This is a genomic window from Bradyrhizobium sp. JYMT SZCCT0180 (assembly GCF_018130165.1).
In the GTDB taxonomy this organism is placed as follows: domain Bacteria; phylum Pseudomonadota; class Alphaproteobacteria; order Rhizobiales; family Xanthobacteraceae; genus Bradyrhizobium.
Genome location: NZ_JAFCLZ010000039.1, coordinates 31,666 through 58,378, shown reverse-complemented (window position 1 = coordinate 58,378; position 26,713 = coordinate 31,666). Strand labels below are relative to the sequence as shown.

The 26,713-nt window shown below is 63.2% G+C and carries 24 protein-coding genes and 1 pseudogene; 10 read left to right on the top strand and 15 right to left on the bottom strand.

The features are described from left to right. Positions 1 to 243: 243 nt before the first annotated feature. Positions 244 to 1,608, bottom strand: coding sequence for a hypothetical protein (locus tag JQ641_RS36600; RefSeq protein ID WP_212002029.1), 1,365 nt, complete (start codon positions 1,606 to 1,608; stop codon positions 244 to 246). A 692-nt stretch (positions 1,609 to 2,300) separates the two neighbouring features. Continuing rightward, complete coding sequence (locus JQ641_RS36595) at positions 2,301 to 3,590, bottom strand: allantoate amidohydrolase (RefSeq protein WP_212002027.1); 1,290 nt, start codon at positions 3,588 to 3,590, stop codon at positions 2,301 to 2,303. Between the two features lie 421 nt (positions 3,591 to 4,011). Here JQ641_RS36595 and JQ641_RS36590 point away from each other — a divergent pair, with 421 nt between their 5' ends. The 6 genes from JQ641_RS36590 to JQ641_RS36565 all read left to right on the top strand — a co-directional run bounded on the left by JQ641_RS36590 (position 4,012) and on the right by JQ641_RS36565 (position 9,808). Beyond that, positions 4,012 to 5,121: a BMP family ABC transporter substrate-binding protein gene (locus JQ641_RS36590; RefSeq protein ID WP_212002025.1), complete on the top strand. Its 1,110-nt coding sequence runs from the start codon at positions 4,012 to 4,014 to the stop codon at positions 5,119 to 5,121. Beyond that, positions 5,118 to 6,227 carry an ABC transporter permease gene (locus tag JQ641_RS36585; protein WP_212002023.1) on the top strand — a complete coding sequence of 370 codons (1,110 nt, stop codon included), beginning with the start codon at positions 5,118 to 5,120 and terminating at the stop codon, positions 6,225 to 6,227. Before JQ641_RS36590 ends, JQ641_RS36585 begins: the two co-directional genes overlap by 4 nt. After that, positions 6,227 to 7,153 (top strand): ABC transporter permease, encoded by a 927-nt coding sequence (locus JQ641_RS36580; protein ID WP_192734931.1) that lies wholly within the window; start codon positions 6,227 to 6,229, stop codon positions 7,151 to 7,153. Before JQ641_RS36585 ends, JQ641_RS36580 begins: the two co-directional genes overlap by 1 nt. A 13-nt stretch (positions 7,154 to 7,166) precedes the next feature. Next, a complete protein-coding gene (biuH, locus tag JQ641_RS36575; protein ID WP_212002021.1) occupies positions 7,167 to 7,850 on the top strand; it encodes a biuret amidohydrolase in 684 nt (227 codons plus the stop codon). Then, on the top strand, positions 7,847 to 9,379 hold the full coding sequence (locus JQ641_RS36570) for an ABC transporter ATP-binding protein (RefSeq protein WP_212002019.1): 1,533 nt from the start codon (positions 7,847 to 7,849) through the stop codon (positions 9,377 to 9,379). The genes biuH and JQ641_RS36570 overlap by 4 nt, the downstream gene beginning before the upstream one ends. A 156-nt stretch (positions 9,380 to 9,535) precedes the next feature. Continuing rightward, a complete protein-coding gene (locus tag JQ641_RS36565; protein WP_212002017.1) occupies positions 9,536 to 9,808 on the top strand; it encodes a hypothetical protein in 273 nt (90 codons plus the stop codon). Positions 9,809 to 9,824: 16 nt separating this feature from the next. Here JQ641_RS36565 and JQ641_RS36560 read toward each other — a convergent pair whose 3' ends face one another. The 5 genes from JQ641_RS36560 to JQ641_RS36540 all read right to left on the bottom strand — a co-directional run bounded on the left by JQ641_RS36560 (position 9,825) and on the right by JQ641_RS36540 (position 13,064). Beyond that, the gene (locus tag JQ641_RS36560) at positions 9,825 to 10,076 is read right to left on the bottom strand and encodes a DUF3551 domain-containing protein (protein ID WP_212002015.1); all 252 of its coding nucleotides are present in this window, start codon (positions 10,074 to 10,076) and stop codon (positions 9,825 to 9,827) included. Positions 10,077 to 10,286: 210 nt separating this feature from the next. Beyond that, on the bottom strand, positions 10,287 to 10,646 hold the full coding sequence (locus tag JQ641_RS36555) for a cupin domain-containing protein (protein ID WP_249151141.1): 360 nt from the start codon (positions 10,644 to 10,646) through the stop codon (positions 10,287 to 10,289). Positions 10,647 to 10,703: 57 nt separating this feature from the next. Then, positions 10,704 to 11,636 (bottom strand): allantoinase PuuE, encoded by a 933-nt coding sequence (gene puuE / locus JQ641_RS36550; protein WP_212002013.1) that lies wholly within the window; start codon positions 11,634 to 11,636, stop codon positions 10,704 to 10,706. After that, positions 11,637 to 12,050 carry a DUF3830 family protein gene (locus JQ641_RS36545; RefSeq protein WP_212002011.1) on the bottom strand — a complete coding sequence of 138 codons (414 nt, stop codon included), beginning with the start codon at positions 12,048 to 12,050 and terminating at the stop codon, positions 11,637 to 11,639. Positions 12,051 to 12,200: 150 nt separating this feature from the next. After that, positions 12,201 to 13,064 (bottom strand): aldose 1-epimerase family protein, encoded by an 864-nt coding sequence (locus JQ641_RS36540; RefSeq protein WP_212002009.1) that lies wholly within the window; start codon positions 13,062 to 13,064, stop codon positions 12,201 to 12,203. A gap of 199 nt (positions 13,065 to 13,263) precedes the next feature. Between JQ641_RS36540 and JQ641_RS36535 the strand changes: the two genes are divergently transcribed. From JQ641_RS36535 to JQ641_RS36520, 4 genes are all read left to right on the top strand, one after another. Further along, entirely contained in the window at positions 13,264 to 14,337 is a 1,074-nt protein-coding gene (locus tag JQ641_RS36535) for an LLM class flavin-dependent oxidoreductase (RefSeq protein WP_212002008.1), read from the top strand. Positions 14,338 to 14,416: 79 nt separating this feature from the next. Continuing rightward, entirely contained in the window at positions 14,417 to 15,394 is a 978-nt protein-coding gene (locus tag JQ641_RS36530; RefSeq protein WP_212002004.1) for an NADPH:quinone oxidoreductase family protein, read from the top strand. Positions 15,395 to 15,445: 51 nt separating this feature from the next. Further along, positions 15,446 to 15,991, top strand: a complete 546-nt coding sequence (locus JQ641_RS36525) for a DUF2889 domain-containing protein (RefSeq protein ID WP_212002002.1) — start codon at positions 15,446 to 15,448, stop codon at positions 15,989 to 15,991. 206 nt (positions 15,992 to 16,197) lie between these two features. Continuing rightward, on the top strand, positions 16,198 to 18,501 hold the full coding sequence (locus tag JQ641_RS36520) for a hypothetical protein (RefSeq protein ID WP_212002001.1): 2,304 nt from the start codon (positions 16,198 to 16,200) through the stop codon (positions 18,499 to 18,501). A gap of 9 nt (positions 18,502 to 18,510) precedes the next feature. On the opposite strand, the gene JQ641_RS36515 is transcribed toward JQ641_RS36520, so the two are convergent. The 8 genes and pseudogenes from JQ641_RS36515 to JQ641_RS36480 form a co-directional block, all read right to left on the bottom strand. After that, complete coding sequence (locus tag JQ641_RS36515; protein ID WP_212002000.1) at positions 18,511 to 19,137, bottom strand: pyridoxamine 5'-phosphate oxidase family protein; 627 nt, start codon at positions 19,135 to 19,137, stop codon at positions 18,511 to 18,513. Positions 19,138 to 19,207: 70 nt separating this feature from the next. Continuing rightward, positions 19,208 to 19,843 carry an FMN-binding negative transcriptional regulator gene (locus JQ641_RS36510; RefSeq protein WP_212001997.1) on the bottom strand — a complete coding sequence of 212 codons (636 nt, stop codon included), beginning with the start codon at positions 19,841 to 19,843 and terminating at the stop codon, positions 19,208 to 19,210. Positions 19,844 to 19,898: 55 nt separating this feature from the next. Further along, a pseudogene (locus JQ641_RS36505) lies at positions 19,899 to 21,146 on the bottom strand (SulP family inorganic anion transporter); the annotation flags it as partial. A 52-nt stretch (positions 21,147 to 21,198) separates the two neighbouring features. Continuing rightward, the gene (locus JQ641_RS36500) at positions 21,199 to 22,101 is read right to left on the bottom strand and encodes a CHAD domain-containing protein (RefSeq protein WP_212001994.1); all 903 of its coding nucleotides are present in this window, start codon (positions 22,099 to 22,101) and stop codon (positions 21,199 to 21,201) included. A 265-nt stretch (positions 22,102 to 22,366) separates the two neighbouring features. Beyond that, positions 22,367 to 23,560 carry a mannonate dehydratase gene (uxuA, locus tag JQ641_RS36495; RefSeq protein WP_212001985.1) on the bottom strand — a complete coding sequence of 398 codons (1,194 nt, stop codon included), beginning with the start codon at positions 23,558 to 23,560 and terminating at the stop codon, positions 22,367 to 22,369. Between the two features lie 25 nt (positions 23,561 to 23,585). Continuing rightward, a complete protein-coding gene (locus tag JQ641_RS36490) occupies positions 23,586 to 24,626 on the bottom strand; it encodes an L-idonate 5-dehydrogenase (protein WP_212001982.1) in 1,041 nt (346 codons plus the stop codon). A 13-nt stretch (positions 24,627 to 24,639) separates the two neighbouring features. Further along, complete coding sequence (locus JQ641_RS36485; RefSeq protein WP_212001980.1) at positions 24,640 to 26,046, bottom strand: TRAP transporter large permease; 1,407 nt, start codon at positions 26,044 to 26,046, stop codon at positions 24,640 to 24,642. A gap of 4 nt (positions 26,047 to 26,050) precedes the next feature. After that, positions 26,051 to 26,623: a TRAP transporter small permease gene (locus JQ641_RS36480; RefSeq protein ID WP_192734950.1), complete on the bottom strand. Its 573-nt coding sequence runs from the start codon at positions 26,621 to 26,623 to the stop codon at positions 26,051 to 26,053. Positions 26,624 to 26,713 lie beyond the last annotated feature (90 nt).

The following is a 26,713-nucleotide window of genomic DNA, read 5'->3' as shown; positions in this document are numbered from 1 at the left end:
GCCGTCGTCAGACGTGAACCAGCGTCCACCGCATCCCGCCGCGCGTTCGTGACGTGCGCACGCCCCTCTTGTCGGGCAGGACGCGACGATTCAAACCGCTGATTTGCCCGACGAGGGAAGCGGAATTTTGCCCGTCGGGTTAATTTGTCGCACTTCTCTCCGTCATTCCGGGGCTCGCGCTACGCGCGCCCCGGAATGACCAAGGAGGCGATGGGTTTCGCTTCGCTCTACCCATCCTACAACCTAACTCCCAAGCAGCGACGTTCCGAACGCCCGCCGCCAGACCGTCAGGAAGCGTGGAAACCAGGAGTGCGCGACGGCGCTCTGATAGGCCCAGGTGCGATATTTGAGGCCTTTTTCGGAAATCAGTTCCTGATATCCGCCGTGGGTTTCGGTCAAGATGCGAATGTCGCGCAAGATATCGCACGCATGGGTGCGATAGGTCTCGGTGCCGGAACATTCATCGTGGTCCAGCATGCGATCGGCGAATTCAACGTTGAAGGTCGGCCAGGACGAACGGCCCTGATAGGCCGGCGCCGCAATTTTGTGAATGAGCTTGTTCAGCGGATTATCGGCGGACACGAGAAAGTGCGATGTATCCGGGACTCGAAATCGCGGCTCGGCCAGGATGAAGTCGGTTGTGGCCGCGAACAGCGCGCGTTCTTCCGCGCTGCTCAAATCCCAAAAGCCCTGATGCACATTCACGAAATCGAGCGCGATGGAATAAACCGGCGGCCCCTCGCGGGAATCCAGGGAATGGCTGATATAGCCGTGCCTGCCGAACAGCAGCAGCAGCTCCTTCTTGTACTGTGACAGCGCGCGTCCGAGCAGTTGCTCCAGCTCAGTCCGCTCGATGATCCCAAGCTTGATACCGCGCAGGAACGTCGCATAGACGCAGGCATTGGTGACGAACCGCCGGCGTTCGGCACGGGTATCGGTCGCCGCAGAACGGGGCGCGCGGACGTCGCACAGCAGCGCTGTCAGACCGTTGTCATCGAAGCGTTCCAGGGCTCCGGCGAGCTTGAATATCTCCCGCTTCAAGTCCTCGCGATATTCCGACAGCAACAGGCGGCCGGCATGCGCGCCTTGCGACATCGCCAGATACGAAGCCGGCCTTTGCTCGGCGGAGAGCAGTTGCTCCAGGCCTGCGAGGATGCCGAGAAGCGTATCCGAAGGCTGCGAAAAATAATTGATGCCGATGTAGCGGTTGCGCCCCGCCGGCACGATCGTGGTGGTGACGACGCCGGCGCGAACGGCTTCCAGCATCAGCCGGACGCTTTTCTCGAGCAGGCGAACCCTGCGGACAGCATCCTGGGAATCCATGATGGTCTCGGGGTCGAGCACATCAGGATAGAACCAGGCAAAGTCGCGCGGATAATAGGCGGAGGCGTGCGGCGCGCCGGTGACGAGAAAGGCTTCCTCTTCCGCAAACGCCGCATTCATCGAATGCCGGTACAATTCCTCGATGCCCGCCGACAAATGATATTTTCGCAGGAAACGATCACCGAGAAAATTGACGGCTTGGATGCTGTTGGCGACGAAACTGGCCAACAACCCCTGATGAAACCGGTATTCGCGATGCGACGAAAATGTGATCTGGCTATTCATGGGCGGGGATGAGAGCAATGTCCGGCGTGCCTGGTATCACGCGTTGGTACTCCAGACATCATTGATTCGTCTCTCCGCAACAGTGCGGGGCAGAGTGTCATCGAACTGTCATGTAGGTCTGTAGGGTGGGTGGAGCGAAGCGATACCCACCACATGACGCTGCCGATTACCGCCGTTTTACGTTGATGATGACGCAGTTGGGACCCCGCCACAGTCCAGTCTGCAGGCATTGATTTTTCCATTCCACGCAGGAATGGACGCCCATGTCACCCAGCGTATCGCGAAGCGTGTCGGTTGGCGCTTTGGGACTTCTGAAATAGGCAACGCATGCATCTGCAAATTCGGAACAGGTGGAAAAAGACGGTTCTCGAGAAGCGCAGGGTGAAGGCACATCGTCAGCACTGGCGACCGCCCCCATTCCAACAAGCATCATGACGATCAATAAGCTTGGCTTAACGGATGTCACATTTACCCCCGGGCTCGGCAGAACGTCGTAGAGTAGAGCGAAGCCTCCAAGAGAATGGGCTTCGCTCTACCCATCCTACGACGTCTTGTCATGCCCCGCGAAGGCGGGGCATCCAGTACGTCGCGGCTTCTCGGCTCAATCACTGGCGCCTCTGGAATACTGGATCGCCCGCCCCCGTGCGCAATTGCGCACTCGGGCGGGCGATGACGGCTGAGAGTGCGGCGGTCTAAGCTTTCCCTGCCCCACTCGTCTCCCTCGGCCTGAAATTCTCCACCAGCCTCAGCAGCACCCTCGCCCCTGCATCGGCATCGGCAAGTTCGACATGCTCCGCCGGGTTGTGGCTGATGCCGCCGCGGCAGCGGACGAACAGCATGGCGACGTCTGATATATCGATCATCGCCATGCCGTCATGCCCGGCGCCGCTCGGCAGTTCGAACACGCCGAAACCTTCGGCGGCGACGGCGTCCGCAACCTGCGCCTTCAGCCAGGGCGCGCAGGGCACGGTGCGGTTTTCGTGGGTGACGTCGAGCTGCAGGACAAGATTGCGGCGCTTGGCGATGGCTTCGATGCGGCGCACGATGTCGGCGAGGGCCATCTTGCGGTGCGGATCTGATGGCGCGCGGATGTCGAGCGTGAAGGAAGCGAGGCCGGGGATCACGTTGGTGGCGCCGGGCATCGCGTCGATATAGCCGACGGTGCCGACGAGGCCGGCCGCATCGGACTTGCAGAACTCCTCCACCATGCAGATGCATTCGGCGGCGCCCGCCAGCGCATCGCGCCGGAACGCCATCGGCACCGTGCCGGCATGACCGGCCATGCCGGTCAGTTTTGCCGCCAGCCGCGTGGCGCCTGCGATCGCGGTGACGACGCCGACCGGCAGATTATTCTCTTCCAGCACCGGCCCCTGCTCGATGTGCAGCTCGACATAGGCGTGGAGTTCGCGGCGGGTGCGCGCGGCCGCGCCGATATGATCGGGGTCGAGGCCGAATGTGACCATCGCATCGCGCATCGAAATGCCGGCATGGTCGCGTGAATTGAGCGCGCTCTCGACAAACGTGCCCGCGACCGCGCGGCTGCCGAGCAGCGTCGAGGCAAAGCGCACGCCCTCCTCGTCGGCAAAGCCAACGACTTCGACCGCGAACGGCAGCCGCCGTCCGCGCCGGTTCAAATCGGCGACGCAGGAGATGGCCGTGATCAAGCCGAGCGGGCCGTCCCATTTACCGGCATCGCGCACGGTGTCGTAATGCGAGCCCAGCATCAGGCACGGCAGGCCGGGCCGGTCGCCTTCATAGCGGCCGCAGACGTTGCCGATGGCGTCGAGACGCGCCGTCATGCCGGCCTCGCGCATCCATGACAGAATGAGGTCGGCAGCGGTGCGGTGCTCGGGCGAAAGGAAGATCCGCGCCAGATGCGCCGGCGTCTCGGAGATCGCCGAGAGCTGGTCGATCCGGCCGACGATTTCATCGCCAAGCGCTGCTTTGCCCGACGCGCTGCTGGCCACTTCTGTCTTGCTCATGCTTTTCCTGTACAGCGCCGCGCCGTTTCCAGCGCGGGCCGATCGATACACATTCAATGCCGGCGCCGTCGACGCAACCCGCCGCGGCCCCCTGACTGGTAGCAGCCCCAATTCGCCTGACCAGCCGGCAAGGCAAGAAATCCGCCGCCAATCGGCCGGCTGACGGCGCTGCGGGATCTAACAATTGCTTAACGACCTTGCATACAATCAGGAAATGCCGCCTAAAAATTAGCCATCTCTGCCCTGCACAAATTTTACATGGCGGATAGCGCTCCCGGATAATTCAATCCGTTCATTAGCTTATGCAGGAATGCCCGCTTCACGCCCTCTGGCATGAAGATTGCGACATCGCTCCCCGAGCCCGCCGCATCGGCGCGGCCCGCGAAATAGGGGGCGGTCCAGCCGCCAGAGGGAGCAGCACATGGAATTTGGCAGGATTTCACGACGGCATCTGTTGCAGGGCGGTGCGGCGCTGACACTCGGCACCGCTTTCGGCGCGGGCGCCGCGCGCGCGGCCGGCACCACCATCGGCTTCGTCTATGTCGGGTCGCGCGACGACTACGGGTACAACCAGGCGCACGCGCAAGGAGCGGCGGCGCTGAAGAAACTGCCCGGCCTCAAGGTGATCGAGGAAGAAAAGGTCCCCGAGACCGACGCGGTCGAGAAGACCATCGAGTCCATGATCAACCTCGACGGCGCGTCGCTGCTGTTCCCGACCTCGTTCGGCTACTACAACCCGCACGTCATCAAGATGGCGAAGAAGTTTCCAAAACTGCGCTTCGAGCATTGCGGCGGCCTCTGGAGCGACAAAGACCCGACCAATGCCGGCAGCTATTTCGGCTATATCGACGAGGCGCAGTATATTTCCGGCATCGTTGCCGGCTACTCCACCAAGAGCGGCAAGCTCGGCTTCGTCGCGGCGAAACCGATCCCGCAGGTGCTGCGCAACATCAACGCCTTCACGCTCGGCGCAAGACTAGCCAACCCGAAGGCGACCACGCAGGTGATCTTCACCGGCGACTGGTCGATGCCGGTCAAGGAAGCCGAAGCCACCAACAGCCTGATCGACCAGGGCGTCGACGTCCTCACCTGTCACGTCGACGGTCCCAAGACGATGGTCGAGAACGCCGCGCGCCGCGGCGCGATGGTGTGCGGCTATCACGTCAACCAGTCGCCGCTGGCGCCGAAGGCGTATCTCACCGGCGCGGAGTGGAACTGGGAAGCGCTGTATCCGAAATTCGTCAAGATGATCGCGGCCGGAGAGACCATTCCGAACTTCTATCGCGGCGGCCTCAAGGAAGAGATCGTCAAATGCTCGCCCTATGGCGAGGCGGTCTCGGCCGAGGCGCGCAAGCACGCCGATGACATCAAGGCCAAGCTCGTCGCCGGCAACTACACCATCTTCAAGGGCCCGATCACCGACAACAAGGGCAACGCGGTCATTACATCAGGCACCGATCGCGGCCAAACCGATCCTGAACTCGAGAAGATGAACTATCTGGTGGAAGGCGTGCTCGGAGCCACTTCGTGACAACAGGTTCGGCGGATCCGGTGGAGGCGGTCGGCGTTGCGCCGGCCGCTGATCCCGGCTTCCTCCAACGCTACGGCGCGACCATCGAATATATCCTGATCCCGGGCGCGGCGCTGGTCGGCGCGCTCGCAACCTTCGGGCTGTTCGTGGCGCTGTTCGGCAAGAACCCGCTCGATCTGTATTTCTACATGTACCAGGGCGCGTTCGGCACCTGGTTTTCCTGGCAGAACACGCTGACGCGTGCCGCGCCGCTGATCCTGACCGCGCTGTGCACGGCGCTGCCGGCGCAACTGGGTATGGTCATTATCGGCGGCGAAGGCGCGCTGCTCATTGGCGCGCTTTCGGCGACTTCAGTCGCATTGGCGATGCCGTGGGCCTCGCCGCTGGTGGTGCAGACCGCGATGGTGTGCGCCGGCGTGATCGGCGGCGGCCTCTGGATCACGCTGGCGGGCGCGCTCCGGCAATACCGCGGCGTCAACGAGACGATCTCGAGCCTGCTGCTGGTCTATATCGGGCTTGCGGTGCTCAACCATCTGGTCGAGGGCGCGATGCGCGACCCCGCCAGCCTCAACAAGCCCTCGACCCGCGAGATCGGCGCGGCCAACATGATCGGCAGCATTCCCGGCACCGACGTGCATTGGGGGCTGGCGTTCGGCCTGGTCGCGGCGTTCGCGTCCTACGTCCTGATCTATCACACTGTGTTCGGCTTCTCGGCGCGGGTGGCAGGCGGCAACATCCGTGCGGCGAAAATCGTCGGCCTCGGCGTCAACAAGCTGATCCTGACGATCTGCTTCCTCGCCGGCGGCGCCGCCGGCATTGCCGGCATGGTCGAAGTCGCCGCCGTGCAGGGCCGCACCAACGCCAATCTCGCGGCCGGTTACGGCTTTACCGGCATCCTCGTCGCGTTCCTGGCGCGGCATAATCCGCTGGCGATCATTCCCGTGGCGATCCTGCTCGGCGGTATCAGCGCCAGCGGCGGGCTACTGCAGCGACGGCTCGGATTGCCTGACGCCTCGGTGCTGGTGCTGCAGGGCATCATCTTCGTATTCGTGCTGGCGAGCGACGCGCTGTACGGCCGGATCGGCTTCCTGAAAGGAAAATCCTGATGGCGGATGGATCGCTCGGACTGTGGACCGTTCCGCTCGCGGTACTCGGCGGCGCCATCCGCGTCTCGACGCCGTTTCTGTTCGTGAGTCTTGGCGAATGCATCACCGAGCGTTCGGGGCGCATCAATCTCGGCCTCGAAGGCACGCTGGTCATGGGCGCGATGAGCGCCTACGGCATCTCCTATCTCAGTGGCTCGCCCTGGCTCGGCGTGCTCGCCGCCGGGATCACGGGCGCGATGCTGGGCGCGCTGCATGCCGGCATCTGCTCGCTGCCGCGCGTGAATGACATCGCGGTCGGCATCGCGTTGATGCTGTTCGGGACTGGTCTTGCCTTTTATCTCGGCAAGCCGCTGATCGAACCGACCGCGGCGCGGTTGCCGGCGATCGATTTCGGCTGGTGGAGCGATGTGCCGCAGGTGCGCGCGGCGTTGCGGATCAACGTGCTGTTCCTGATCGGCATTGCGCTGGCGCCGATATTATACTGGGCGTTCAAGACCACGCGCTGGGGTCTGCTCATCCGCACCGCCGGTGAAAGTTCGGATGCGGCGCGGGCGATGGGCTATTCGGTGCTGGCGATCCGGCTGCGCGCCACCATGGTCGGCGGCTTCCTGTCCGGGATCGGTGGCTCGTTCCTGTCGCTGTTCTATCCCGGCAGCTGGAACGAGGGCCTCTCCTCCGGCCAGGGCATCACGGCCGTGGCGCTGGTGATCTTCGCGCGGTGGGACCCGATGCTGTGCCTGTGGGCGTCGCTGGCGTTCGGCGGCGCCGCGGCGCTGGGACCGGCGCTGCAATCGGTCGGCGTCACCTCGGGCTATCACCTGTTCAACGCCGCGCCCTACATCCTGACGCTGGCGATCATGATCATCACCTGTTCGCCGAAGCGCACGCTGACCGGCGCACCAGCCGAATTGTCCATCACCCGATAGACGGGAGCGACCCATGCCCGAGCGCTATATTTCGTCCGAACCTTACGCGTGGCCCTACAATGGCGATCTGCGCCCGCAAAATACCGCGCTCGTCATCATCGACATGCAGACCGATTTCTGCGGCGTCGGCGGCTACGTCGACAAGATGGGCTATGACCTCTCGCTGACGCGCGCGCCGATCGAGCCGATCAAGGAACTGCTCAGGGTGATGCGGGCGCAGGGCTTTCACATCATCCACACCCGCGAAGGCCACCGCCCTGACCTGACGGACCTGCCCGCCAACAAGCAGTGGCGCTCACGGCAGATCGGCGCCGGGATCGGCGATCCCGGCCCGTGCGGCCGCGTGCTGGTGCGCGGCGAGGCCGGCTGGGAGATCATTCCCGACCTCGCGCCGCTGCCTGGCGAGCCCATCATCGACAAGCCCGGCAAGGGATCGTTCTGCGCCACCGATCTTGAGCTGATGCTGCGGCTGCGCGGCATCGAAAACCTTGTACTCACAGGCATCACCACCGACGTCTGCGTCCACACCACGATGCGCGAAGCCAACGACCGCGGTTTCGAATGCGTGCTGATCGAGGATTGCTGCGCCGCCACCGACAAGAGCAATCACGACCACGCGCTGAAGATGATCAAGATGCAGGGTGGCGTGTTCGGCGCGGTCGCAACCTCCGGCGCGTTCATCAAGGCGGTGTCATGATCATCGGCGAGACACCGCTTCCCGAAGGCCCGCTCGGCGTCGACGCGGTGGCGGTGACCATGAAGTTTGGCGACTTCCTTGCGCTCGACAATGTCGAACTGAAGGTGCGGCCAGGCTCGTTCCACGCGCTGCTCGGCGAGAACGGCGCCGGAAAAAGCACGCTCGTCAAATGCATCATGGGTTACTACCACGCGACCGAGGGCGACATTCTGGTCGGCGGCCGCGAACAGGCGATCGCCAACCCCAAGGACGCGCACGCGCTCGGGCTCGGCATGGTCTACCAGCATTTTACACTCGTGCCGGCGATGACGGTCGCGGAAAACCTGGTGCTGGCGCGCGATAACGTTCCTGCTGTCGTCAACTGGGCCAGGGAAAAGCAGGAGCTGGAAGCGTTTCTGGCGCGGATGCCGTTCAAGGTGCCGCTCAACGCCAGGGTTTCCGACATTTCCGCCGGCGAGCGGCAGAAATGCGAGATTTTAAAGCAGCTCTATCTGAAGCGGCGCTTTCTGATCCTCGACGAGCCGACTTCGGTGCTGACGCCGGGCGAGGCCGACGAGGTGCTGGGCATGCTACGCGACATGGTCGTGAACGGCGGCCTGACCATCCTGATGATTACGCATAAATTCCGCGAGGTGATGGCGTTCGCCGACGAGGTGACGATCCTGCGCCGCGGCAAGCTCGCCGGCAACGGCAAGGTCGCTGACCTCACACCCGACAGCATGGCGCGGATGATGATCGGCGCCGAAGAACTGACGGTTCAGCCGCCGCGCGTCGGACAATTGGGCGAGGCACGGCTGGAACTGAGCAAGCTTTGTGCGATCGACGATGCTGGCGCGGTCGCGGTCCACGACGTCTCGCTCACCGTCCGCGGCGGCGAGATCGTCGGCATTGCCGGCGTCTCCGGCAACGGCCAGCGGCAACTCGTGGAAGTGCTGGCCGGCCAGCGCGAGGCCGAGAGCGGCGAGGTTCGCGTTCGCGGCGATCTCTATTCGGCGAGCCGCGAGGAGATGCGACGGCACAAGATGTCGCTGCTGCCGGAGGAGCCCTTGAAGAACGCCTGCGTCGGCGGCATGAGCGTCGCCGACAATATCGCGTTCCGTGAGTTCGACCGCACGCCGTTCGCCACGCGCGGCTGGTGGCTCAATCGCTCCGCGTTCCGAAAAGACGCCGAGCACAAGATCGGGCTGTACAAGATCAAGACCCGCTCGCCGGACACCCCGATCTCGGCCCTGTCGGGCGGCAACGTGCAGCGCGCGGTGCTGGCGCGCGAACTCGGCGGCGAGGTCGAGGTGCTGATCGCCGCCAATCCCTGCTTCGGGCTCGATTTCGCCGCGGTCGCCCAGATCCATGCCGAGATCATGGCGGCGCGTAACCGCGGCGCCGCGGTGCTTCTGGTCAGCGAGGACCTCGACGAACTGCTGGAATTGTCGGACCGTCTGGTGGTGATGTTCCACGGCCAGTTCGTCCATGAAGCCCGCGCCAGCGAGGCCGATCTCACCGAGATCGGACGGCATATGGCAGGGCATTGACCGCCCGACCGCATTCGCGGAAGTGTGATCTGCCAGCACCACGCATTCCCTGCGGCAATGCCTAGATGCCCCCTTGGAACAATCCGGAGAGAGCGCCCGAAGGCAGCACTCGCCGCCGCAAGCTATTGCGCAAAAAAGCGATAATGGAGAACGACCATGACTGGGCTCAAGGCGCTCGTCGCGGGCGCGCTGGTCTCGACGATACTTGCAACGTCTGCGCTTGCGCAGGAGCCGGCGGCTTATGCGGCACGAAATCCGGACCGGGATGTGCTGAACGGCGGCGTGCTCACGCCTGCGGGCCGGCTGGCGCGGGAACAGCCTGGCGACGCTGCCGCCGCGCTCTATGCGATAAACAGGGCCAACGCGGGATTGGGAGGCGCCGCGCCTTCAGCGAGCGTCCAACGCCCTCGGCGCCGTCCGTTGCAGTAAGCAACGGCACGATCAATCAATACGCGCGGCGAGACCCGCGGGGCATTTGCGCGTTCGCAAAATATGGATTGGCGAGGCACTGGGCTGAGAGGCCCGACGCCGTCGCGGCGCACTGCGCCATCGAGCTAAAGCGGCAATCGATGTCGCTTCCTCCCCATCGGTAGTTCTGGATGCAGACCGGATAATTGCCGCCATAGGTCTGGGCCGGAGCCGGCGCAGACGTCAAAACGGTGACGGCCGTCAATATCATCAAAGCCGGAATGCGCATCGGGACCTCCATCGGGACTGACGTCACAGCATCAACCCACCGAACCAGACAAGCCATACCGCCGGCAGTCAATTCACATTCACGCGCGGGTCCGCGAAAGCGCCATGCGTTGAGCTCAGGCTATGTCCGAGTTGGGTCGTTCAGTACGTCGCGATTATCCCGCTGACGGCGGCGGCGCCGGAATTAGCCCATAGCGCAGCATCGTTGCCTTCATTTTTGCCGGATCAGGCGCGCCACCAACCAACAGCGCGGACATCTCCTTGAAGTAAGACGGCCCCAGCACACCGGGGGTAAGCGTGCAGAGACAAGTTGCCGGCGCGGGTGGACGACGCCGCGCTTGATGAAGACGCTTTCGCCGGGCGCTAGATCGATGTCTTCGCCATCGATGCGCCAGGTTGCCGTTCCCGTCAGGCCATAGACGATTTCATCCCAATTCTCGTGATAATGCGGCACCGGCATGCGGGCATTCGGCTGCAGCGTCATTTCGAACATATCGAGACTGCCTCCGGTCTCATCTTTGGTGTGCAGGAACTTGAGCTGCAGCGTGCCCATATTGATCAATTCCGGCATGACACTTCCTTTTTCGATCGAGGTATCACGGCGCAAGCGCCTTCGGCATTCCCCGGCCTAGCCGATATCAGCGGCGCTTTCGGCGAGATGGCTGAGATTGGCGTGAAAATGCTGCGCGATCTGCAATCGCGTCGGCACCCAGACGCCGTCATGCTTCATGACGTAATCGAGAAAGCGCATCAGCGATGCCGCGCGGCCGGGGCGGCCGACGACGCGGCAATGCAGGCCGACCGACATCATCTTCGGCGAGGTCGCGCCTTCCGCATAGAGCACGTCGAAACTGTCCTTCAGATAGGTGAAGAACTCGTCGCCGCCACCAAAGCCTTGCGGGTTCACAAAGCGCATGTCGTTGGCGTCGAGCGTGTAGGGGATCACGAGATGCGGCTGCAATCCGCCTGCCTTGATCCAGTATGGCAGATCGTCGGCATAGGAATCGCTGAGGTAGAGCAGGCCGCCGGCTTCCATCAAAAGCCTGAGCGTATTGATCGAGGAACGCCCGGTGTACCAGCCGAGCGGACGCTCGCCGGTCGCCTCGGTATGAACGCGGATCGCCTCGGCGATTTCCGCCCGCTCCACGTCTTCCGACATGTCCTTGTGTTCGATCCATTTCAGGCTGTGGCTGGCGATATCCCAGCCGGCCTCCTTCATGGCCGCGACCACTTCGGGATTGCGCTTCAGCGCGGTCGCGACGCCGAACACGGTGGCCGGCATCTTGCGCTCGGTGAACATCCGCCACAGCCGCCAGAAGCCGGCGCGCGAGCCGTATTCGAACATCGATTCGATATTGGCGTGGCGTTTGCCGGGCCAGGGCTGCGCGCCCAGCACATCCGACAGGAACGCCTCGGAGGCGCGATCGCCATGCAGGATGTTGTTTTCGCCGCCCTCTTCGAAATTCACCACGAACTGCACGGCGAGGCGCGCATTGCCCGGCCAGCGCGGATCGGGCGGATTGCGGCCGTAGCCGCGGAGGTCGCGGGGGTAGCCCGTCACCTAGACTTCCTCGAAACGGATTTTCTGCGCACCCTTCCACAGCACGGTCTTGCCGAATGCAGTGAGGTTCTCCAGCCCCGAGGTCAGGGTGATGAAGTGATTGCCGGCGAGCTGGCCCATCTTGCTGGCGAAATGCACGCCGCCATAGGCGAGCAGGATTTCGGTCTCGCTGATGCCGCCGGGATAGAGGATGATCTGGCCCGGCGCGGGATAGCTAGTGTGGTTCTCGTAGGAAACGCCGAAATCGAGATCGCCGAGCGGCATCCAGACCCCCTCGCCGCTCCAGCGGACATGGATCGCCTGGCTCTCGAACGGCATCGCCTTGCGAAAGGCGGCAACCGTCTTGGGCGCCAGTTGTTCTTCAAAACGGGCCTCAAAGGTGAAGTCGCCGGCACGGACAATTAGTTGGCTCATCGATCTCTTCTCTTGGGTAGGGATAGGGTTCAGCCATATCCATTGCAGCCGCCAAAAGCGGAAGCAAGGACCATTCAAGCTGGAAAATGCGGTTTGTGGGGCGCCTGCCGATAAAATCAGCCGAAAATGCCGTCGGTTGGCGTTCGCAAGTCAACCCGCGCTTATCCGGTAGCACAGGCTCCGCTTCTCGCCCGGCGCAATCTGCATCAATCCGGGCTTGCCAGTAAATTCGCCGTCGAACTCCGACGGGCTGGCAAATCCATGCCAGGGCTCGATGCAGACAAACGCCGCGCCTGATGGTTTCGACCAGACGCCGAGTTCGGAAAATCCTTCCCAGGACATCTCGATCGACGGCCCACGACCGGCCGCATAGCGAACCGATCCGCTCGCGAGCCGGTCGATAATAACCGCATCGTCTTCGAACAGCCGCTCGGTGAGCGCGAGGCTGTTGCCGCGAACCGGCGACGGTTCGGCCTTGGCGCGCATCAGGCCGCCTGCCAGCCTGCGGATCGGCGCGGGCTCTTCGTTCGAGAAGGTGAGCGCGTAGGCTTCCTTTTCCAGCCCCGGCAGCAGCGGCCAGTTGAACGCCGGATGGGCGCCGATCGAAGCCGGCAAAGTCTCGTCGCCGGTGTTGGTGATGTCGAACGTCACTTTCAAGCCGGCAACTTCAACGCTGTAGGTAACCTCGAGCCGGAACGCGAAGGGATAGCGGGCGCGCGTCGCCTCGCTATCGACAAGCACCAGCTTGCACGACGAGGCTCCTTGTTCCCGCCACTCGAACCGGACATCCCGCGCAAAGCCATGCTGCGTCATCGGATAGACCTTGCCACGGTGGCGCAGTTGATCGTCCTTGAGGCGGCCGACGATCGGGAACAGCAACGGCGAGTGGCGCGGCCATGCCGGCCCCGCCTGCCAAAGCAGCTCGATCCCTTCATTTCGCAGCGAGCACAGTTCAGCGCCAACGGCCTTGATGGTCGCCTCAATCGCGCCGCTGCGAAGCGTATGCTTGTCCATGCTGATACTTCACCACGCGGGGTGCCCCTGCCCCTCTCATAAGTCATGGCATTGCCCCCAGCAAGCGATGCCCTGGCGGCGTCATTTCCTGATGGCATGGTTGCAAGGCTGACACAGCTTCCGGCCTGTGAAGCGCTTGATTTCCCCTGTTGTTGCGCGTTTCATTCAGGCAACGAACGAATACCCCGGGGAAACAACCATGCCAGCCAGAATCATCGGTATGATCGGCACCCAGCAGGAGGGCGTCGCGGTTCACCTGATCAAGGGCCAGATATCGCGCCAATGGGTGATCGATTTCACCCGCCTGCATGAGCAGTGGAACTATGATTCCGTGCTGGTCGGATATTACGCCTCGGCCGCCGAAGGTTTTGCGATTGCCCTGTATGCGGCTGATCATACCGAGCGAATAAAATTCCTGATCGCGCATCGCCCGGGCTCGGTGGCGCCGGCGCTGGCGGCGCGGCAGATCGCAACCTTCGATCAGCTGACGCAGGGGCGGATGTTGCTGCACGTCATCGCAGGCACCAGCGACCAGGACCAGGCCAGCGAAGGCGACTTCCTGCCCAAGAACGACCGCTACCGCCGCGCCGGTGAATATCTCGACGTCATGCGCCGGATCTGGACCAGCGACGGCCCGCTCGACCACAAGGGCGAGTTCTATCGGGTCGAGGGCGCGTTCAGCGACATCAAACCGTTTCAGCAGCCCTACCCGCAGCTGTTCTTCGGCGGCTCGTCGGACGGCGCGCTGAAAATGGGCGCCGAACATTGCGACGTGTTCGCGATCTTCGGCGAGCCGCTCGCCGAGACCCGCGCCCGCGTCGACGATTTCCGCCGTCGCGCGGCCGCATTCGGACGCCGGGTCGGCTTCAACATGTCGTTGCGTCCCATCATGGCGGACACCGAGGGCGCCGCCTGGGACAAGGCGCACGCGCTGCTGGCGGACGTCGAGCGCAAAACCGGCGAAGCGCCGCAAGCAACCAACCATTCCGCCGAACGCCTGCTCGGCTACGCCGCACGTGCCGACGTTCATGACGAACGGTTATGGATGGGGATCGCGCGCGCCACCGGTGCACCCGGCAATACGTCCTGCCTGGTGGGAACGCCGGAACAGATCGCGGCTGCGGTGCTCAGGTATTACCGGCTCGGCATCCATTCGTTCCTGCTTCGTGGATTCGAAAATCCGCATGACACGATGGCGATCGGCCGCGACCTCATTCCATTGATCAAGGCCGGTGCGGACGCGATCGACCAGCAGGCCGAGGCGGCCGAGTAGCGTTGGCCCTCAGAATCTGCAAACACATCAAGATGCCGGGTCACAGCACGGCGCCAGGGAAGACTTTGGGACCAATTGCATGAAAGCCGTGGTGGTCGAGAATTACGATTCGATTGACGGCATCTCCATCAAGGAGATGCCGATGCCCGATATCCCGCCCGGCGGTGTCCGCGTGCGGATCGGCGCCGCCGCCATCGGCTTCGTCGACGGCTTGAAGGTGCAAGGGCTGTATCAGACCAAGGACCCGCTGCCGTTCGTGCCGGGCACGGAATTCGCTGGCGTGGTCGAAGCTGCCGCAGGCGACGTCGCCACGTTCAAGCCGGGCATGCCCGTGGTCGGCATGGTCAGGTCCGGCGCGCTCGCCGAATACATCTCGGTACCGCCGGCGGCGCTGAAGCATTTGCCGCCAAACATTGCCTTCGAGGCCGGAGCGTCTTTTCAGGCAAATTACCTGACCGGACTTTACGCACTGGATGCGCGCGCCGAACTGCGAAAGGGCGAAACGCTGCTGGTGCTGGGCGCGGCAGGCGGCGTCGGCATCGCGGCGGTGCAACTCGGAAAGCTGATGGGCGCGAAGGTCATCGCGGCGGCCTCGACGCATGAGAAGCGCGAATTTGCCAAAGGTTACGGCGCCGATGAAACCATCGACTACACCAAGGCGGACTGGCGCGACACACTTAAGGGCCTGACCGGCGGTAACGGTCCGGACGTTATTTTCGACCCTGTCGGCGGCGAGGTGGCGCTGCAGGCGTTCCGCTCGATCGCCTGGCGGGGACGGCACCTGGTGGTCGGGTTCGCCTCCGGCACCATTCCGGCGCTGGCCTTCAATCTGCCGCTGCTCAAGGGCGGCGCCCTGCTCGGCGTCGACCTCGCGCAAATCCAGAAGCGTGAGCCGGAAACCCATACCCGCCTGATGGCGCAGTTGTTCGACTGGCTCGCCTCGGGCCGATTGAGCCCCGTGGTCGGCAAGGTCGTGCCGTTCGAGAATTTTCGTGAAGCGTTCAAGACCATGCAGTCGCGATCTGCGCTCGGTAAAATGATCGTCAAATTTTCTTAAGGACCGAAGATGCCCGAACAGAAAACAGGTAGCAAAACCGGGCGTCGCCTGATGCATACGCGAACGGTCGAATGCAACGGCTACATCAGGGACGACGGGCTCTGGGAAGTCGAGGCCCGGCTGGTGGATACGAAGCCGTTCACGCAAGCTGCCGACCGCTATCGCGAGGAGCTGAAGCCCGGCGACCCCGTGCACGACATCCGCCTGCGGCTCGCGATCGACGACACGATGAAAATCCACGAGGCGGAAGCCACCATGGCGGCGACGCCCTATCCCACCTGCATCGACGTCGAGCCGATCCTGCAGCGGCTGGTCGGCGAGAGCATCGGCAAGGGCTGGCGCGAGGTGGTCCGGCGCAAGATCGGCCGGCTCGAGGGCTGCACCCATCTGTCCGAATTGCTGGGTCCGGCGGTGACCACGCTGTTTCAGACCATGTCGCACGGCGACGCGCCGGAAGGACGCGACTCGCTGGAACTCCAGCAGAACTCCGGCAAGCGGCCGTTCTTCATCGGTGGCTGCTACTCCTGGCGCACCGACGGCCCCATCGTCGCCGACAAGTTTCCTCAATTTGCGACCAAGCCGGCCGCACGGGACTAGGGTATTCAGACCAGGCAGAAACGCGTCCAGCAGGAGCCGACGCGACAATCCGGCGCAGGTCCTGATCACGCAATTGCAATCCCCGACTGCGCCGCCTTGTGAAGCCACGCGCTTGACAAGCCACTAACCTATGGTTGTCTTCTCTCCACCGATATACGTCTCATATTTTGCGAAGTCGCGAACGGCGTTCTGAACGGACATTGCGCTTGAAGCAAAACGCCTGTCCGGCCGTTTCTCGCTTCTGGCGCGCGGGGGATCTCATGTCGAAGCGTTTTGTGTCGAAGCGTTTTGGAGTTGGATTATTGCTCGCCTGCGTTACGGCACTTCTGCTTCCGGTGCTGGTCATACTCGTTGACATGATTTTCCTTCACCAGACGATGGTCAACTCCATCTACAAGAACGTCGATGACGTCTCCGACAGCGAGATGCCACCCACCGTTGCTTCCTTCCAATCCGGCCCTGACGTCGTCAGCACCATCGGCGGCAGCGGCGAAGGATTGAACTGCAGCCTCCCTGCCCTGACGAACATTTTCTTCGACCATCGCGCAGACGATAAAGGCAGACGCCATCTCGTGTTGCAACGGTTCCGGCAGGCGTGCGTGTTTCACGACCTCTGCTATCGCCATGGCCTGGCCACCTACGGCTATAACCAGAACGACTGCGATCGCATTATGCAGAATGCGGCTTTCCGGCTCTGCCTCTATATCCGGAACGGCGACGATGCGGATCAGGCGGCACGCTGCGAGACCGATTCAAAAATGGTTCTGGCGGGCGTGAGTATCGGCGGCGCCGACGCCTATCGCGCCTGGGACCGATCGACCTACTTCGAATTCGATTCGGATCCCTGGCGTTCCAGCGGATTCCTGGTCAGCCGGGTGGTCGATCATCCCTTTAAATCCATCGATCGGGAGAAGTACCAGGACGAGCCCGATCAAGTCATTCTGACATTCGAGAACAAGCGATCAAACCTTACGGTAACCTGCGTCACCTGCAAGGACGTACCGGTCTTTCAAACAACCGAACGCCGGAGCGACGTCAGCGCGGAACTCCGATCGGTCGGGATCGAGCGGCTTCCCGACGCCTTGCTCAAGCGCGAAGATCAGATTCTATCCAACACCAGTCCGGTTTGGCTGCCGCCGCGACGTCATCACGCCGCACCGCATCTGCTGGTCGATGGTGCGGGCAAGAATCATCTGATCTGGGTGACGCGGAACAATCCGGGAGACACCATCTCCTGCCTGGTCCTGGCGGATGCGGCGAAGCTGTTGACCCACACATTGCCAAAGCGAGACCTCTGCTCCGAGGAGGCGGGCTCCCAACTTACCATGGTTGAGGTCGATATGTATGCGAGCTCACCACTTCCAATGGAGATACCAAGTGCAAATGGCATTTTTGCAGCCGCAATCAGCGCGAAGCGGGAAGATGATCGCAGCCTGAGCTTCTGTCTGCGGTCCGCGTCCAGGAAGGTCGAGCGAGAAACGGTAAAGAACGACGACCAAGCCGATTGCATTCTCCTCTCCGGACCGGAGGTTTCCGGCGGCGCCGGCCTCGGCGCCTTTCAGAACTTTGCGGTCGTCCGTCCAGGTCAGCAAATCCTGTTCGCGCGTGATATTGCACCATCACCGGCATTGCTGCCGGTCAGGCTTCTCCAGAATGCCCTGGGCGTCAAATACTCGTCCAAAGGAACCATGCTGGTGATCGATGTCACCGCGCACTCCCAGGAAAAAAGGGCTTCGGGATCAAGAATCAAGAAGACGGTGAAGTTTGACATCGACGACCGTTTTGATCCGATGATGCCGATCACGCGCAAGCGAGACGATCTCCGCTTCCTCAGTCTGGAGTCTTCGATGGAAGGGGTCGGTGTCCGCATGATTGATTTTGAAAAAGAAAGCCCTGCCGTCGGCGATGTGAAGCTCACGATGAATGGAAGTGACGTAAACCTGCACCGGTCCTGGGCCTCACGACCTGTCCTTGTGCTTGAAACGCGCGAGGGACTCCCAAAAACCAAACTTGTTTTCTCGCGTGCAGAAATTGCGGGCGGATCTGCCGGTCCCAACGCCGAATCATTGAGTCTGGAAACGCTGGTATTTGAGCGCGCAGCGGACGGCCCCTCCGACGCGCCCTTCGTGAAGACCGGCGGGGCGGCATGCACGGTGAAGTACAAGTTCCAATCGCTTCCTGATTACCCCTGCTATCGTCCGTTCGATCCGAAACGCCCGATGCGGGCATCGGCGGCCGCCCGAATGCAAGCATCCCAACTGCTGGTCGGAAAATTCGCAGGCCAGGACGGACACGGCATTGCATTTCCCGATTTCTGCCTGCAGGGGGAACCCATCATCCTCAAGACAAAAGACGGCAGCTTCGCGCCAACGACGAAAACAGTCGGCGAGGAAATCGACAAGACACGCACGGTCACGTGCGATCCGCTCGACTCCCACAAATATGTCAGCGGGCCCATCAAACCTGGCCCTGACGTGACGGCGTCGGTTGCCGACCGGCCGCGGCCTTAGGGCAGCCGGTCAGCTCTCACGCGGACCCGTCTTGACGACCTCCGCATGCGGATCGCCCTCCGGCAGGATGTCGCGTATGTAGTCGCGGCCCTTCCACTCCGGTGGCGGCGGAGGCCCCTCGCCTTCGCGGGGAACGTAGGGCGACGGACTGGCGCCGGCGAGATCAGGCACATAGCGCGGGCAGTTCGGATAGATTTCGCACTCGATCCGCACCACGAGCTGCGCGCCGTAATGCCGGCCGATCGCCGCCGCGTCGTCCAGGATTGCCGCACGGCCGTTGATGCGCATGCGCCGGCTCTTGCCGTCGAAGCGCACGAACAACAGCCCGACATTCGGATTTTTCGACAGGTTGCCGAGCGTCCGGTACATCGAATTGCCGTCATATTCCGGATACTCGATGACGTTGGGACCGACGATTTTCACGAAACCGGGATCGCCCGACTTGATGTTGCAATCGACATAATCCGCATGGGAAGTGCCGATGAAGAAGAACGGCGAACTCTCGATCAGCGCCTTCTCGTCATCCCAGAACTCGTAATGCTTGCGGTGCCGCTCGATCGCCTCGGCCACCCGCCGCCCGTCGAACCGGTCCTGCAGTTCGCTCATGCCTTCATGATAGAACGCCCGCTGCCACATCGACTTGCTCCCTTTTTTCCCAGGAGACATTAACGCCGATCCAGCGCAGCCGCCAGCTGTCGCCGGACGGCTAGTATTCGAGATGGGGACGAAGCGCTTTCAGCTTGGCGGCAAGTTCGCGGGCGTCGGCGTCGTCCGACTGCGAAAGATGCCGCGTGATCGAGGCATAATCCGCATCTGACTTGTGCTGGTTCAGCTTGCGCTGCCCTTCCACCTGCTTCACGTCCATTTCGAGCACGACGATCGATTGCAGCATCGACTCGCGCTTGGCGGCTTCCATCGATGACAGCGACCATGGCTGCTTCGGCGTCAACCGCTCCTCGAAGGTCGACAGGAGCACGTCGCCATGGCTGCGATTACTTTCCATCGAAAGCCGACGCACCGGACCGGAAAGATGCACGGCCTCGTAGAGCCAGGTCGAGACGTGGTCCGGCGTCGCATACCAGTCGTTGGAAACATAGGCGTCCGGACCCCACACAATCAGCAGGAACGAATTCTTGCCGTCGGCGAGTTCGGCCAGCCTGTTGCGTGCGGTCAGGTGAAACTGCACCGTGACGGCATCGCCCGTCCGGTTGATCCTGAACGGCACATGCGAACTGATCGGGCCGTCGGCGCCGCTCGCAACCATCGCACCGAACCCGCGCGAGGCGGCGAATTGCAGCGCGCCATCGCGGTCCCAGGCAAACATCGGACGAAGGATGTGCACGGCAGCTTCCTTGCTTTGCTCAGGGGGACGGGTCTTGCCGCCTGGCGCGGTCGAAAATGGCGAACGCCGCCGCCAGCGCACAGCCGGCGATGATGCCGACCGTAAGATCCTCGATCAGCGTGAGTCCGAAAGTGGCGAGCAGCACGCCGGCGCCGCGCCAATCGTGCAGCAGATCAAGGAATTCTTCCTTCTCCGCCATGTTCCAGCACACCACGACAAGCACGCCCGCCAGCGCCGACAGCGGGATGAAGCTTGCCAGCGGCGCTGCGACCACCATGAACACAAGCACGAACAGCGCATGCATCATGCCGGAGACTGGGCTGACCGCACCGGCACGAATATTGGTGGCCGTGCGCGCGATCGTTCCGGTCACGCTGATGCCGCCGAACAGTGCGGATGCGATGTTGGCGACACCCTGCGCCACGACTTCCATGTTGTAGCGGTGCTTGCGCCCCGTCATGCCATCGGCGACCTTGGCGGAGAGCAGGCTCTCGACCGCGCCGAGCAGCGTGAAGGAGAGCGCGGCCGGCAACACAGCGAGTACGGACGCATACGAGATCGATGGCAACCGGGGTCCCGGCAATCCATCCGGCAGTTGGCCAAAGCGGCTGCCGATGGTCTCGACCGGCAGGCCGAACAGCCATGCCGCCACCGAGGCCAGCGTCACCACGATCAGCATGCCCGGCCAGTTCGGCGCTATCAGCCGCAGCAGGAAGATCAAGGCGACCGAGCCGATGCCGACCGCAAGTGCAGCCGGGCTGATGGTCGGCAGCGCCTGACCGAGTGCCGCAAGCTTGGGCAGCAACGGTCCGGGTTCGGCGCTTGGCAATTTCAGGCCGCCGAGATCGCGCAGCTGGCTGGCAAAGATCGTGACCGCGATGCCGCAGGTGAAGCCGACGGTCACGGCGTGCGGAATGTAGCGAATGAGCGCGCCAAGCCGCAGCAGGCCGATCAGGGCCAGCATGAACCCGGAGAGGAAGACGGTCAGCAACAGGCCTTCCAGGCCGAACTTGGTGACGGTGGCCGCGACCAGCACAATGAACGCGCCGGCCGGGCCGCCGATCTGATAGCGGCTGCCGCCGAGCGCCGAGACTAAAAAGCCGCCGATGACGGCGGCATATAATCCCCGCTCGGGCGAAACCCCCGAGGCGACGGCGATCGCCATCGACAGCGGCAGCGCCACGATCGCAACCGTCAGCGCCGCCAGCATATCCCGGCGGAGGTGGCCAAGATTGTATCCCTCGGCCAGCACGGTGGCGAGTTTCGGACGATAGGTATGGGCCGTAGCGGAGCCGTCAGGCATTGCGGGTAAACCGATCTGGACTTGGGCATCATAGCCGACGATCAAGCGTGCGTCAGCATGCCCCTGCTTCCTTGAGACCGCGATAGGCCGATATCGCGGCGCTCCGCAACTTTTGCCGTTGCCGGCGATAGCCCGGTGGCCGGCGTTGGCCGGGATCATCGCCTTGAGCCGACAGTCCGGGCCTTGCGAAGCGCTTGAGATCGCGAAGATCGCCGAGCGTGCGTTGCAGCTGTTTCGCCGGCGTGTGGACGTGGCGGAATTCGCCATGGCCGAACACCGGGACGATTCCCGTCAGCGCCTCCAGCATGTAGCGAAATCGCTTCGCCCTGATCCGCAGCCGGTGACGAGCCGATGCGCCGAGGGCTTTGAGCCGCCGGCCTTTGCGGATCAGTTGCCGGCGCCAGCGATTGAGCTCGCGCTTGCAATAGGCCTTCAGCGGCCTTGCGGATTTGCGGCGCAGCATCCGCTCCCAACGCGGCAGCCATGACCCGCCCCCGATCCAGCCGGACATCGCCTCGATCAGGTCATGAAATCGCGGCGAACGCAGGCAGTGAACCATCCGGCGATGATCGCGCGTCTGATGCGCCTCGAGATCCTCGCCGATCATGCGTTGCGCCCAGTCCCGGTACCGTTTGCGGCGTGCATATTCCACGACCACGTCGCTGTCGCGCGCGGCGCCGAGCGAGCCGTTCAGCCATGCAAGCTCTTTCTTCAAGCGCCGCCATTCGGCATCGACAACGATCGAAGCGAAGAAGAACACGGCGGACCGCAGCCGGGTAATGGCAACACGAATCTGATGCACGGCTTCGGCATCGCCTGCGCAGGCGCTGCTGTGATGTAGCCTGACCTTGCCGACGCAGTCCTGCGCGATTTTCTGGAACGCAGTCGCGCAATCGAACTGCGCGGCCGAAGCGGCCTTGCGCAGGCCCATTTTGGTTTTGACGGTGCTCTTCATCTGCCGCGCCCGATCGCGGGCCGAGCATACAGGCTGCCGCACCGCAAAACTTTCATCCCCGTCACGCGCTCCGGTCCATCTCGCCTAACATGGCCCGACCCGTCGCACGGCGCCAGCCCGTACGGCCGGCCAAAAGCAGGCCACAGCTTGCGGAGAATGATCGCCGCAACCGTCAAGCCGAGATAGAGGGTCTGGTGTCAGGCCAATCAGCGGTTGCGACCGGTCAAGCGGGAACCGCTTGATCGCGCGATGGTTCTGCGGTTGATCAGCCGGCGTGCTCGATGGCGCGGATGGCACCGCGCAGTTCGGCCAGCCCACGCAGCCGGCCGATCGCGGTGTAGCCGGGATTGGTGCGCTTGGTCTCGGCGAGATCGTCGAGCATGCGATGGCCGTGGTCCGGCCGGAATATGATTTTTTCAGCCGCCGAACGTTTGCGGTTTTCGGTCAGCAGCGCCTTGAGCACCGCGATCATGTCGACGTCGCCGTCAAGATGGTCGGATTCGAAGAACGACAGGCCGTCGGCTTCGCGTTTGGTCGCCCGCAGATGCGCAAAGCCGATCCGCGACGCGAATTGCTTTGCGATCGCCGGCAGATCATTCTGCGCGCGTACGCCGAGCGAGCCGGTGCAGAAGCAGATGCCGTTCGCCTTGGACGGAACCGCGTCGAACAGCGCAGAATAGTCTTCCGCCGATGAAGCGATGCGCGGCAGGCCGAACAGCGGCCGCGGCGGATCGTCGGGATGCAGCGTCAGCGTCACGCCGAGTTGCTCGGCGACGGGCGTGACGCGCGCGAGAAACTCGATCAGATGCTGGCGCAGCACGCCAGAATTGATGCCGCTATATTGCTGCAAGCGGTCGCGGAACTGCGGAATGGTCAGGGGATCGGTGGTCGATCCCGGCAAGGCGCTGGCGATGTTGGTGACGAGGACATCGATATCGGCCTGCGTCATCCCGGCGTGAAGCTGCTTGGCACGGGCGCGCGCGCTTTCCGAATATTCCGCCGCCGCTCCCGGACGCTGCAGGATGTGCAGATCGAACGCCGCGAACCGTTCCTGGTCGAAGCGCATCGCCTTGGCGCCGTTCGGCAGTTCCCATTCCAGATCGGTGCGGCACCAGTCCACCACGGGCATGAAATTGTAGCAGACGATCTTGATGCCGGCCGCGGCCACCGCCTCGAGGCTGGCGATCCAGGCCTCGATCGAGCGCGTGGCCTTGCCGCCGAGCCGCTTGACGTCGTCGGGGATCGGAATCGATTCCACCACCGACCAGGTCAGCTGCGAACGGCCGGGCTGGCTTTTCTCGATGATGTGCTTGCGCTCCTCGACGCCTGATCGCGTCCAGGCTTCGCCGATCGGCACCTGATGCAGCGCGGTGACCACATCGGTGGCACCGGCCTGGCGGATATCGTCGAGCGACACCGGATCATCCGGTCCGTACCACCGCCATCCCTGCAGCATCATGGGAACTCTCCTGAATATCTTCCGGTCACTGCGCCGTCAGCACGACCTTGACGCTCTGCGAACGGTCGAGCGCGAGGCGAACCGCATCGGGCGCGACCGACAGCGGACGCTCAGCCGTCACCAGCGACAGCACATCGACGCTGCCGTCGGAAATCAGTTCGACCGCGGTCATGAATTCTGGCCCGAAGCGGAACGAGCCGCGCAGGTCGATCTCCTTGGCCATGACCGCGTTCGCGGGCGTCGAAATTTGTCCGCCCGGCAGATTGCCGATCTGGACGACGACGCCGCCGCGCCTGACCGCGCCGATGGCGCTGGCAAGGCCGGCCGCCGTGCCGGACACTTCAAACGCCACGTCGTAAGGCGCCACCGCCTTCAGGGCTTCATCGCCTTTGGAGATGTCGATGACATGGTTGGCGCCGAGCCGCGTTGCGAACGCCAACGGCGCGGCGGCGATATCGACGACGGTGACTTCGGCAATGCCGGCGCGGCGCGCGGCCAGCATCGTCAGCAGGCCAATGGGGCCCGAACCGAACAGCACGGCGCGCTTTCCCCTGACGTCGCCGGCGCGGGCGACCGCGTGCAGGCAGACCGCGAGCGGCTCGGCCAGCGCCGCGGCCTGGTACGTCACATGGTCCGAAATCTTGACGCATTGCGCGGGAATGGCGTCGAACAGGCTGGAAAATCCGCCCTGCATGTGCGGCGTCTTCGAGGCCGAGCCCATGAAGAAGATGTTTTCGCACAGGTTCAGCCGCCCCTCGCGGCACGGCGTGCAATGGCCGCACCAGCGCGACGGATTGACGGCGACGCGGTCGCCGGTCTTCAGGCCGGGCGCGCTGCCCGAGATCTCGACGACCTCGCCCGCGATCTCATGGCCGAGCACCAGCGGCGAGGTGACGACAAAATCCCCGGTGCGGGCATGGCGGTAGTAATGCATGTCGGAGCCGCAAATGCCGCCGGCGCCGAAGCGAATCCGCACCATGCCAGAGGCCAACGGATCGAGTGGCCGCTCGACCATGCGCAGATCCTCGGGGCCAAACAGTGTTGCAGCCAAAGCCTTCGATGTCATTTTGCGAGTCCTATCACTTGGCAAGTCCCATATATTTCGGCAGCCAGAGCGTCAGCTCCGGGATGTAGGTGATGGCGACGAGCGCCAGCAGCAGCGGCACCAGCCAGGGGAGGATCGCCATCGTCGTGCGCTCGACCGAGAGCTTGGCGACGCGGGCGAGCACGAACAGCACCATGCCAAGCGGCGGGTGCAACAGGCCGATCATCAGGTTGAGCGTCATGATCAGCCCGAAGTGAATCGGGTCGATCCCAAGCTTGAGCACGATCGGCAGCAGGATCGGCACCAGGATGGTGATCGCCGCGATGGTGTCGATGAAGCAGCCGACGAACAGGATCAGGATGTTCGCCAGCAGCAGGAACACCCATTTGTTCTGGGTGATCCCGAGTATCGCGTCGCTCAGGATCTGCGCCGCCTGCGACACCGTCAACAGCCAGGCGAAGATCGAGGCCGCGGTCACGATGAACAGCACGGATGCCGTGGTCTCGATGGTATCGAACGTCGCCTTCGCCACCGTCTGCAACGTCATCGAGCGATAGCGCACCAGCCCGAGGAACAGCGACCAGATCACGGCGGCGACCGCGGCTTCCGTCGGCGTGAACCAGCCCAGCGTCATGCCGCCGATCAGGATGACCGGCGCCATCAACGCCATCACGGCGGAGAAATCGAAATACCAGTCGAGCGCCAGCAGCGCCACGAGCCCGATGCCAACCGCCATGTTGACCGAGAGCCCGGCGAGCACCAGCAGCCAGACCGCGAGCGGAAAGCACAGCACGACCACGATTTCGAGCCCGGCCGAGCCGATCTGCCGCCAGGAGAACGGCGTATCGCTGCCCCAGCCGTTCTTGTGGGCGAAATAGGCCACGGTCGCCATCATCATCAAGGTCATGACGACGCCCGGAATGAGGCCGCCAAGGAACAGCGCGCCGATCGAGACGTTCGCCATCATGCCGTAAATCACGAACGGCAGCGACGGCGGGATGATCGGGCCAAGCGTCGCGGACGCCGCGGTCACGCCGACCGAAAACTCCGTCGAATAGCCGTGGTCCTTCATCGCCTTGATTTCGATGGTGCCGAGGCCTGCGGCGTCGGCGATCGCGGTGCCGGACATGCCGGAAAAGATCACCGAGCCGACGATGTTGACGTGGCCGAGGCCGCCGCGCATCCAGCCCACCAATGCGACCGCAAAGCTGTAGATGCGTCCGGTGACGCCGGCGATGTTCATGAGGTTGTCGGCGAGGATGAAGAAGGGAACCGCGAGCAGTGGAAAGCTCTCGACGCCCGCGATCATGCGCTGCGCCAGCGTCACGTCGGGCGTGATGCCGGTGACGAGAATATACAACAGCGACGACACCGCCATCGCCAGTGCGACGGGAAGGCCGACCAGCATCAACAGCAAAAATGCCCCAAGCAGCAGCAGCATCGCCCTACCCTTCCGTTCCGTCGAACGCGCCGGGGCGCTCCAGTATCGAATAGCCGCGCCGCCAGTTTTCGATCGCGATCTGGATCGACCGGCCGAACATCAGCACGAAGCCGAGCAGCACGCCGTAATAGACAAAACCTTTTTCAATCTTGATCGTCGTCATCCGCTCTTCGCCGATGATCTGGATGTAGACCCAGACCAGCTTGATCGCATAGCCGAAGAACGCGATCCGGATCAGGTCGATCGCGGTCGAGAGCGCGCGCCCCACCGCATGCGGCAGATAGCGGAACACCAGGTCGACCTGGATGTGCCGCGACAGCCGCACGCACATCGAAGAGCCGATGAACACCACGCCGATCAGGCAATAGGTCGCGATCTCCTCGGTCCAGGCGTAGCTGTCGTTGAGGACGTAGCGGGTGAAGAACTGCAGGAAGACGCACAGCGCCATGATCCAGAAGATCACCAGCGCCAGCCAGTCCTCGAACGCATACGGACTGAGGTCAGCGCCCTTCGGCGCCTCGTCCTCGAACGTATGGGCGATCTCCTCCGCCGTGATCTGCTTGTGCACTTCAGCCATGGAGTTGGGCTTTCTTTCCAAACTGGCTCGAGGTGGCTCGCCCCTGCCCGCCGCGATGGACGCGGCAAGCAGGGGTAAAAGCCCGTCGGT

What these genes read in the sequence shown, in the direction of transcription:
- JQ641_RS36600 (WP_212002029.1), bottom strand. Translation starts at nt 1,608, where the DNA reads ATGAATAGCCAGATCACATTTTCGTCGCATCGCGAATACCGGTTTCAT.
- JQ641_RS36595 (WP_212002027.1), bottom strand. Translation starts at nt 3,590, where the DNA reads ATGAGCAAGACAGAAGTGGCCAGCAGCGCGTCGGGCAAAGCAGCGCTT.
- JQ641_RS36590 (WP_212002025.1), top strand. Translation starts at nt 4,012, where the DNA reads ATGGAATTTGGCAGGATTTCACGACGGCATCTGTTGCAGGGCGGTGCG.
- JQ641_RS36580 (WP_192734931.1), top strand. Translation starts at nt 6,227, where the DNA reads ATGGCGGATGGATCGCTCGGACTGTGGACCGTTCCGCTCGCGGTACTC.
- biuH (WP_212002021.1), top strand. Translation starts at nt 7,167, where the DNA reads ATGCCCGAGCGCTATATTTCGTCCGAACCTTACGCGTGGCCCTACAAT.
- JQ641_RS36570 (WP_212002019.1), top strand. Translation starts at nt 7,847, where the DNA reads ATGATCATCGGCGAGACACCGCTTCCCGAAGGCCCGCTCGGCGTCGAC.
- JQ641_RS36565 (WP_212002017.1), top strand. Translation starts at nt 9,536, where the DNA reads ATGACTGGGCTCAAGGCGCTCGTCGCGGGCGCGCTGGTCTCGACGATA.
- JQ641_RS36560 (WP_212002015.1), bottom strand. Translation starts at nt 10,076, where the DNA reads ATGCGCATTCCGGCTTTGATGATATTGACGGCCGTCACCGTTTTGACG.
- JQ641_RS36555 (WP_249151141.1), bottom strand. Translation starts at nt 10,646, where the DNA reads ATGCCGGAATTGATCAATATGGGCACGCTGCAGCTCAAGTTCCTGCAC.
- JQ641_RS36545 (WP_212002011.1), bottom strand. Translation starts at nt 12,050, where the DNA reads ATGAGCCAACTAATTGTCCGTGCCGGCGACTTCACCTTTGAGGCCCGT.
- JQ641_RS36540 (WP_212002009.1), bottom strand. Translation starts at nt 13,064, where the DNA reads ATGGACAAGCATACGCTTCGCAGCGGCGCGATTGAGGCGACCATCAAG.
- JQ641_RS36535 (WP_212002008.1), top strand. Translation starts at nt 13,264, where the DNA reads ATGCCAGCCAGAATCATCGGTATGATCGGCACCCAGCAGGAGGGCGTC.
- JQ641_RS36530 (WP_212002004.1), top strand. Translation starts at nt 14,417, where the DNA reads ATGAAAGCCGTGGTGGTCGAGAATTACGATTCGATTGACGGCATCTCC.
- JQ641_RS36525 (WP_212002002.1), top strand. Translation starts at nt 15,446, where the DNA reads ATGCATACGCGAACGGTCGAATGCAACGGCTACATCAGGGACGACGGG.
- JQ641_RS36515 (WP_212002000.1), bottom strand. Translation starts at nt 19,137, where the DNA reads ATGTGGCAGCGGGCGTTCTATCATGAAGGCATGAGCGAACTGCAGGAC.
- JQ641_RS36500 (WP_212001994.1), bottom strand. Translation starts at nt 22,101, where the DNA reads ATGAAGAGCACCGTCAAAACCAAAATGGGCCTGCGCAAGGCCGCTTCG.
- uxuA (WP_212001985.1), bottom strand. Translation starts at nt 23,560, where the DNA reads ATGATGCTGCAGGGATGGCGGTGGTACGGACCGGATGATCCGGTGTCG.
- JQ641_RS36490 (WP_212001982.1), bottom strand. Translation starts at nt 24,626, where the DNA reads ATGACATCGAAGGCTTTGGCTGCAACACTGTTTGGCCCCGAGGATCTG.
- JQ641_RS36485 (WP_212001980.1), bottom strand. Translation starts at nt 26,046, where the DNA reads ATGCTGCTGCTGCTTGGGGCATTTTTGCTGTTGATGCTGGTCGGCCTT.
- JQ641_RS36480 (WP_192734950.1), bottom strand. Translation starts at nt 26,623, where the DNA reads ATGGCTGAAGTGCACAAGCAGATCACGGCGGAGGAGATCGCCCATACG.